8 protein-coding genes are annotated in these 7379 nt (G+C 65.2%); 6 read left to right on the top strand and 2 right to left on the bottom strand.

What is annotated here, in order from left to right:
• Positions 1–112 precede the first annotated feature (112 nt).
• Positions 113–1531: a circularly permuted type 2 ATP-grasp protein gene (locus I6F38_RS10890; protein WP_225160296.1), complete on the bottom strand. Its 1419-nt coding sequence runs from the start codon at positions 1529–1531 to the stop codon at positions 113–115.
• A gap of 225 nt (positions 1532–1756) precedes the next feature.
• Between I6F38_RS10890 and I6F38_RS10885 the strand changes: the two genes are divergently transcribed.
• The 3 genes from I6F38_RS10885 to I6F38_RS10875 all read left to right on the top strand — a co-directional run bounded on the left by I6F38_RS10885 (position 1757) and on the right by I6F38_RS10875 (position 3820).
• Positions 1757–2509, top strand: coding sequence for a molybdopterin-binding protein (locus I6F38_RS10885; RefSeq protein ID WP_028342907.1), 753 nt, complete (start codon positions 1757–1759; stop codon positions 2507–2509).
• Positions 2510–2515: 6 nt separating this feature from the next.
• Positions 2516–3043, top strand: a complete 528-nt coding sequence (gpt, locus tag I6F38_RS10880; RefSeq protein ID WP_057019092.1) for a xanthine phosphoribosyltransferase — start codon at positions 2516–2518, stop codon at positions 3041–3043.
• Positions 3044–3196: 153 nt separating this feature from the next.
• Positions 3197–3820: a hypothetical protein gene (locus I6F38_RS10875; RefSeq protein WP_225160295.1), complete on the top strand. Its 624-nt coding sequence runs from the start codon at positions 3197–3199 to the stop codon at positions 3818–3820.
• A 16-nt stretch (positions 3821–3836) separates the two neighbouring features.
• Here the strand turns inward: I6F38_RS10875 and I6F38_RS10870 are convergent, their stop codons facing one another.
• Positions 3837–4859: a methionine synthase gene (locus I6F38_RS10870; RefSeq protein WP_225160294.1), complete on the bottom strand. Its 1023-nt coding sequence runs from the start codon at positions 4857–4859 to the stop codon at positions 3837–3839.
• A gap of 99 nt (positions 4860–4958) precedes the next feature.
• Between I6F38_RS10870 and I6F38_RS10865 the strand changes: the two genes are divergently transcribed.
• The 3 genes from I6F38_RS10865 (at position 4959) to I6F38_RS10855 (ending at position 7351) form a co-directional block, all read left to right on the top strand.
• Entirely contained in the window at positions 4959–5663 is a 705-nt protein-coding gene (locus tag I6F38_RS10865; protein ID WP_225160293.1) for a glutathione binding-like protein, read from the top strand.
• Between the two features lie 99 nt (positions 5664–5762).
• A complete protein-coding gene (locus I6F38_RS10860; protein WP_168856778.1) occupies positions 5763–6374 on the top strand; it encodes a 2-hydroxychromene-2-carboxylate isomerase in 612 nt (203 codons plus the stop codon).
• Positions 6374–7351, top strand: coding sequence for an NADPH:quinone oxidoreductase family protein (locus I6F38_RS10855; RefSeq protein WP_225160292.1), 978 nt, complete (start codon positions 6374–6376; stop codon positions 7349–7351). Before I6F38_RS10860 ends, I6F38_RS10855 begins: the two co-directional genes overlap by 1 nt.
• Positions 7352–7379 lie beyond the last annotated feature (28 nt).

Raw genomic sequence — 7379 nt, 5'->3', positions numbered from 1 at the left:
GCGCAGCGGCGGGTGGGGGTCTTCTCTCCATTCGGCGTATGCGGCCGACCCCCACCCCGACCCTCCCCCTTGCAGGGGGAGGGAGGGCTCGCGCAGCGCGTTTGGCTTCAAATCACTCACTCAGTATCCAGGTGTCTTTGGTGCCGCCGCCCTGGCTCGAATTGACGACGAGCGAGCCTTCCTTCAGCGCGACGCGGGTCAGCCCGCCGGGCACGATGGTGGTGTGGCTGGAGCCGGTCAGCACGAACGGGCGGAGGTCGACATGGCGCGGCGCCAGCCCCTTGTCGGTGCAGGTCGGGCAGGTCGACAGCGCCAGCGTCGGCTGGGCGATGAAGCCTTCCGGCTCGCGCTTGAGCTTGTCGCGGAATGCCTCGATCGTCGCCTTGGTTGCGGCAGGGCCGATCAGCATGCCGTAGCCGCCCGAGCCGTGCACCTCCTTGACGACGAGGTCGGCGAGGTTGTCGAGCACATAGGACAGATCCTGCGGTTCGCGGCAGCGCCAGGTCTGCACGTTCTTCAGGATCGGCTCCTCGCTGAGATAGAATTTTACAATGTCCGGCATGTAGGAATAGATCGCCTTGTCGTCGGCGATGCCGGTGCCGACCGCATTGGCGAGCGTGATGTTGCCGGCGGCGTAAGCAGACATCAGTCCGGGGACGCCGAGCGCGGAGTCCGGCCGGAAGGTGAGGGGATCGAGGAAATCGTCGTCGACGCGGCGGTAGATCACGTCGACCCGCTTCAGCCCCTCGGTGGTGCGCATGAACACCTCGTCGTTCTTGACGATGAGGTCGCGCCCCTCGACCAGCTCGATGCCGAGCTTGTCGGCGAGGAAGGAGTGCTCGTAATAGGCCGAGTTGTAGACGCCGGGCGTCATCAGCGCGACTGTCGGCTCGGCGGAGGCGCTGTGCGGCGCGACCGACCGCAGCGCCGACAGCAGCTCGTCCGGATAACGCTCCACCGGCGCGACGCGGTGCCGCGCGAACAGGTCCGGAAACAACCGCATCATGATCTCGCGGTTTTCCAGCATGTAGGACACGCCGGATGGCGTGCGCGCATTGTCCTCCAGCACGATGAAATTGTCGGGATCGGTACGGATGATGTCGATGCCGGCGATGTGGACGTAGATGTCGTGCGGCACGTCCTGGCCGTTCATCTCCGGCCGGAACACCGGGTTCTGGAAGATCAGGTCCTCGGGGATGACATTGGCGCGCAGGATGTCGCGGCCGTGATAGATGTCCTTCAAGAACATGTTGAGCGCGAGCACGCGCTGCTTGAGGCCCTTCTCCAGCAGCATCCACTCGGTCGCCGACATGATGCGGGGGATGACGTCGAACGGGATCAGCCGCTCCTGGGCCTCGGCATCGCCATAGACCGCGAAGGTGATGCCGATCCGGCGGAACAAGAGCTCCGCTTCCTGGCGTCGATATTCGAGCGCATCCGGCGGCGTCTCTTTGAGCCAGCGGGAGAGCTCCTGGTAGGCCGGGCGGAGATCCTCGCCGAGGCCATTCATCTCATCGAACGCGACTGCCATATAGCCCGACTGCCCTCCCAAGCCATGTGACACAGTGCATGACTTGATGGGATGGTAGCAAGGGCCGGGCCAGCGCGATATGCATTGGCTTGCGGCATTTGCTATGGGTGAGGTGGAAGGCCTGCCCGAAAAACCGGCTGAGGTCTGCTTAATTCGGCGGCAAAACCCCGTGACATCAAGGCATTGGATCGGCAATGTCAGGGGATCAAGTTAGGGAATGAGACCATGAGCGAGATCGTCACGGCGGGGATATTGGTGATCGGCGACGAGATCCTGTCCGGCCGGACCAAGGACAAGAACATCGGCTTCATCGCCGAATACCTGACCAACATCGGCATCGACCTGAAGGAGGTCCGCGTCGTCGCCGATGACGAGGCCGACATCGTCTCCGCCCTTGATGCGCTGCGGCATAGGTACACCTACGTGTTCACCACCGGCGGCATCGGGCCGACCCATGACGACATCACCGCCGACAGCGTGGCGAAGGCGTTCGGGGTCGATATCCATCATCACCCCGAGGTGGTGGCGCGGTTCAGGGAGCGCTGGAGCGAGCAGGACCTCAACGAGGCGCGGCTGCGGATGGCCCGGGTGCCTGACGGCGCCGAGCTGATCCAGAGCGCGACCATCCTGGCGCCGGGCTTCAAGCTCGGCAATGTCATCGTGATGGCCGGCATCCCCACCATCATGCAGGCGATGATGGACATCGTGGCGCCGACCCTGAAATCCGGCGTGCGGATGTTGTCGGACTCGGTCAGGGCCGACGCGCGGGAAGGCGACATCGGCGGCCCGCTGCGGGCGATCGCGGAAGCCAATCCCGACACCATCATCGGCAGCTATCCGTTCCAGGACGAGAACCAGAAGCCGAACACCAATCTCGTGGTCCGCTCGCGCGATCCGGAAAAGCTCGCCGCGGCGATGATCGCGGTGAAGGAGATGCTGAAGCAAGTGCAGGCCGCGCAGAAGAAGCCGGCGGGTTGAGACGATATGGCTGAACGAAATTCCGAACCGAGTGCACAGGAGCGAGCCGGCAGGCCGTTTCCGGTCTCGTGGGATCAATTCCATCGGGACTGCCGGGCGCTGACCTGGCGGCTCAATGAGGTCGGCCCGTTCCAAGCGGTGATCGCGATCACTCGCGGCGGGCTGGTGCCCGCGGCGATCGTGGCGCGCGAGCTCGGCTTGCGGGTGATCGACACCGTCTGCGTCGCCAGCTACGACCACGACAAGCAGGGCGATCTGAAAGTGCTCAAGGGCATTTCGGAGCAGACTGCCAAGCTCGGCGGCGGCACCGGCAAGGGGCTGTTGATCGTCGACGACCTCGTCGATACCGGCAAGACCGGCAGGCTGGTGCGCCAATTGCTGCCCGATGCGCATTTCGCGACCGTGTACGCCAAGCCCAAGGGCCGGCCGCTGGTCGACACCTACATCACCGAGGTGTCGCAGGACACCTGGATCTACTTTCCCTGGGACACCGCACTGTCGTTCCAGCCGCCGATCCGCGACGGGGCGGCGTGAGGAGTCACCTCGCCCCGCTTGCGGGGAGAGGTCGATCGCGGAGCGATCGGGTGAGGGGGAGTCACCGCGAGTTCATCTCTCACTATCTTTGCGGACAAGCCCCTCACCCCAACCCTCTCCCCGCAAGAGCGGGGCGAGGGGGAAGTAAGAAACATGCCCCTGCAAAACCGCGTCACGCCCACCGGCGACATCGTCGCCTCAGACCATCGCGGCACCTTCACCGGCAATCGCGGCATCATCCACGATCCCGCGACGCGCACGCTGCTGAACAAGCGCTGGTCGAGCCCGGCGTGGCTCACCTGCGTCTGCGAGTTCAGGGGACGGCGGCGCGAGGTGATGAGCCGGCAGAGCTGGACCGAGCTGTTCTTCCTCGATGAGGCCACCGCGTTCGCGGCCGGACACCGGCCCTGCTTCTACTGCCGCCGTGACGACGCCAAGCGATTTCGCGGCTGCTGGGAGCAGGGCAACGGCGTGAGCGATCTCAGCGCCAAGGCGATGGATGCGGTGCTGCACGCCGAGCGGCTCGACCGCGGCAAGAAGCGGCTGCATCCGCCGCCGACGCGATTGCGCGACTTGCCCGACGGGACGATGCTGCAGGCGAGCGGGGAGAGCTACCTCGTCGCCGACGGCGCCACGTTGCGCTGGTCGTTCGCCGGTTACAGCCGGGCCGACGTACCCGAGCCGGCCATGCTGCTGACGCCGCCATCGACGTTGCGCGCCTTCCAGGCCGGCTACCGGCCGGTGTTGCATCCGAGCGCGATGGCCGTTCTGGGTTGATCTGCCGGCGCAGTCGTTACGCCAGCCGCTGCCGCGCCAGCTTGGCCCCGGCGCCCAGCGCGATCAGCTTGGCTTCGGCGATGTCCCGCCGCATCGGCGCCATGCCGCAATTGGTGGTCGCGATGATGTTGCCCTTCGGCACGTGCTTCGCGACCGCCTCGATCACCTTGACGACGTCCTCGGCGGTCTCGATCTCGTCGCTGGCGACGTCGATCGCGCCGGCCTGCACGATCTTGCCGGGGAGCGCCGCCAGCAGTTCGATCGGCACCTTCGAGTTGCGGCATTCGATCGCGACCTGCTGGATCGTGCTCTTGTCGATGACGGGGAAGGTCTCCTCGTATTGCCGCCACTCGCCGCCAAGCGTCTGCTTCCAGTCGGTGTTGGCCTTGATGCCGTAGCCGTAGCAGATGTGCACGGCGGTGGCGCAGGTCAGGCCTTCGGCGGCACGCTCCAGCGCCTTGATGCCCCAGTCGCGCACTTGGTCCATGTAGACGTTGAAGGCGGGCTCGTCGAACTGGATCATGTCGACGCCGTCGGCCTGCAATGCCTTGGCTTCCTGGTTCAACAGCTCCGCGAAAGCGAAGGCCATCTTCACGCGGTCGCCGTAATATTTGTCGGCGATGGTATCGATGATCGTCATCGGGCCGGGCATGGTGAATTTCAGCCGGTTCCTGGTGTGCGCGCGGGCCGCACGGGCCTCGCTCTCGTGGACGCGTCCCTTGAGCTGCAGCGGTGCGACCACCTGCGGCACCATCGCTTTGTAGCGGTCCTTGCGGATGCCCATCTCGACCTTGTGCGCGAAATCGATGCCCTCGATCCGCTCCAGGAAGCCGTGCACGAAATGCTGGCGCGCCTGCTCGCCCTCGGTGACGATGTCGACGCCGGCATCTTCCTGCAGCTTGACCGCGAGCACCGTGGCATCGCGCTTGGCGCGGGCGAGTTCGGCGCCCTCCGACTTCCAGGGTGCCCACAACATGTTCGGCTCCGCCAGCCATTCCGGCTTCGGCAGCGAGCCAGCGATCGTGGTTGGAAACAGCATGGGTGCCTCCCGTTGGGTTCTGATTGAGGGCCTGTGTGCCATGTCCTAAGGTGGAGGTACAGAACAACAAAAGTCTTTGTGATGGGGAATAGAACGCCGATGATCGATCTGCACTACGCGCCGACGCCGAACGGCTGGAAGATCTCGATCATGCTGGAGGAACTGGGGCTGCCCTACAAGGTGATCCCGGTGAACATCCGCGCCGGCGAGCAGTTTCAGCCCGAATTCCTGGCGATCAGCCCGAACAACCGGATCCCCGCCATCGTCGACCATGCGCCCGCCGACGGCGGCGGGCCGTTCTCGGTGTTCGAGACCGGCGCGATCCTGATCTATCTCGCCGACAAGGCCGGCCGTTTCCTGTCGCGGGAGTTGCGTGCGCGGTCGAACGTCATCCAGTGGGTGATGTGGCAGATGGGCGGCCTCGGGCCGATGCTCGGCCAGCACGGCCATTTCGCGCTGTACGCGGCCGAGAAGATTCCCTACGCGATCGAGCGCTACCGCGACGAGACCGCGCGGCTCTACGGCGTGCTCGACCGCCAGCTCGGCAGGACCGGCGCCTATATCGCCGGCGACGACTATTCGATCGCCGACATCGCCTGCTTCCCCTGGACCATGACCCACAAGGCGCAGGGTTTTACCCTCGACGATTTCCCGAACATCAAGCGCTGGTACGCCACCGTGCGCGCCCGGCCGCAGGTGCAGGCGGGGCTTGCGATCGGAAAATTCGTCAAGGAGCCGTTTGACGAGGAATCACGCAAGAACATGTTCGGCCAGCGTGCGAAGGAATTGGTCGAGAAGAAATGATGCCCGTTATTCCGCGGCGCGACACAGTCGCGAGCCCTGCGCCTTGCGGTGCATCCCGGAATGACGAGAATGAATGTGGAAAAGACAAAGGGAAACGCCATGATCGAATTCTTCTTCGACTGCTCCAGCCCGTGGACCTATCTCGCCTGGCACAACATCCAGCCGCTCGCGAAGGAGTTCGACGCTCCGATCACCTGGCGGCCGATCCTGGTCGGCGGCATCTTCAACACCGTCAACCCGTCGGTCTACGCACAGCGCGAGAAGCCGGTGCCGCTGAAGGCGCGCTACATGAAGAAGGATCTCACCGACTGGGCGCGCTCGGCCGGCCTTGCGATCAAGATGCCGCCGACCGTGTTCCCGGTGAACAGCGTCAAGGCGATGCGCGGCTGCATCCTTCTCGGCAACGAGAAGATGGTGCCGTTCGCCCGCGCGGTGTTCGAGGCCTATTGGGGTGACGACAAGGACATTTCGCAGGATGCGGTGCTGACCGAGATCTGCACTAAACTCGGGATCGATCCGGCGCAATTCCTTGCCGGCATCGGCGACCAGGCGATCAAGGATCAACTCAAGGCCAACACCGAGGAGGTGATGGCGCGCGGCGGCTTCGGCTCGCCGACGATCTATCTCGACAAGACCGACATGTATTTCGGCAACGACCGCTTGCCGCTGATCCGCGAGGCGCTGGCACGTCTCAAGGCGCGGGCCGCCTGATGCCGAAAGCCGTCGTTTGCCGCGAGCTCGGGCCGCCCGAGCGCCTGCATCTCGAGAACTTTGCCTCGGTGCCCTTGCAGCCGGGCCAGGTGCGGGTTGCGATCCGCGCCGCCGGGATCAACTTTCCCGACATCCTGATGGCCGCGGGCGAGTACCAGCTCAAGCCGCCGCTGCCGTTCACGCCGGGTTCGGAAGCCGCCGGCGATGTCGTCGAGGTCAATGACGCTACCGGTGTCGCCATCGGCGATAAGGTGATCGTCAAGATGCGCTTCGGCGCCTATTGCGACGAGACGGTTGCAACGCCGTCGCAGCTCGTACCCGTGCCGTCGACCTTCGACTACGCGGAAGGCGCGACCTTCCTGGCCGCGCACGGCACCGCCTATCATGCGCTGATCGATCGCGGGCAGATCAAGCCGGGCGAGGTGCTGCTGGTGCATGGCGCCGGCGGCGGCGTCGGGCTTGCCGCGGTCGAGATCGGCAAGCTGCTCGGCGCCACCGTGATCGCCGCGGCTTCGAGCGAGGAGAAGCTTGCGATCGCCAAGGCGCGCGGCGCGGACCATCTCGTGCTCTATGCGCGCGAGCCGTTTCGCGATGCAGTCAAGCGCCTCACCGACGGCCGCGGTGCCGATGTCGTGTTCGATCCCGTCGGCGGCGAGGTGTTCGAGAACTCGATGCGCTGCATCAACTGGGGCGCGCGGATTCTCGTCGTCGGCTTCACCGGCGGCATCGGTCTTGCCCGCACCAATCTGTTGATGATCAAGGGCGCGAGCGTGCTCGGCGTTCGCGCCGGCGAGGCGGTGCGCAAGGATCCCGCGCTCGGCGAGGTCAGGTTCAAGGCGCTGAGCGAATGGGCCGAGGCCGGCCGGGTGCGGCCGAATATCTCGCACCGGCTGCCGCTGGAAGACTATGCGAAAGCGATGCGGCTGTTGATCGAGCGCAAGGCGATCGGGCGTGTGGCGCTGCTGACGAGGCCGTGAAGCCATAGATCCGTCGGGCAGGCGGCTT

The organism is Bradyrhizobium sp. BRP56 (assembly GCF_020194035.1).
Classification (GTDB): Bacteria; Pseudomonadota; Alphaproteobacteria; order Rhizobiales; family Xanthobacteraceae; genus Bradyrhizobium; species Bradyrhizobium australafricanum.
This window is presented reverse-complemented; position numbering and strand designations above follow the sequence as displayed.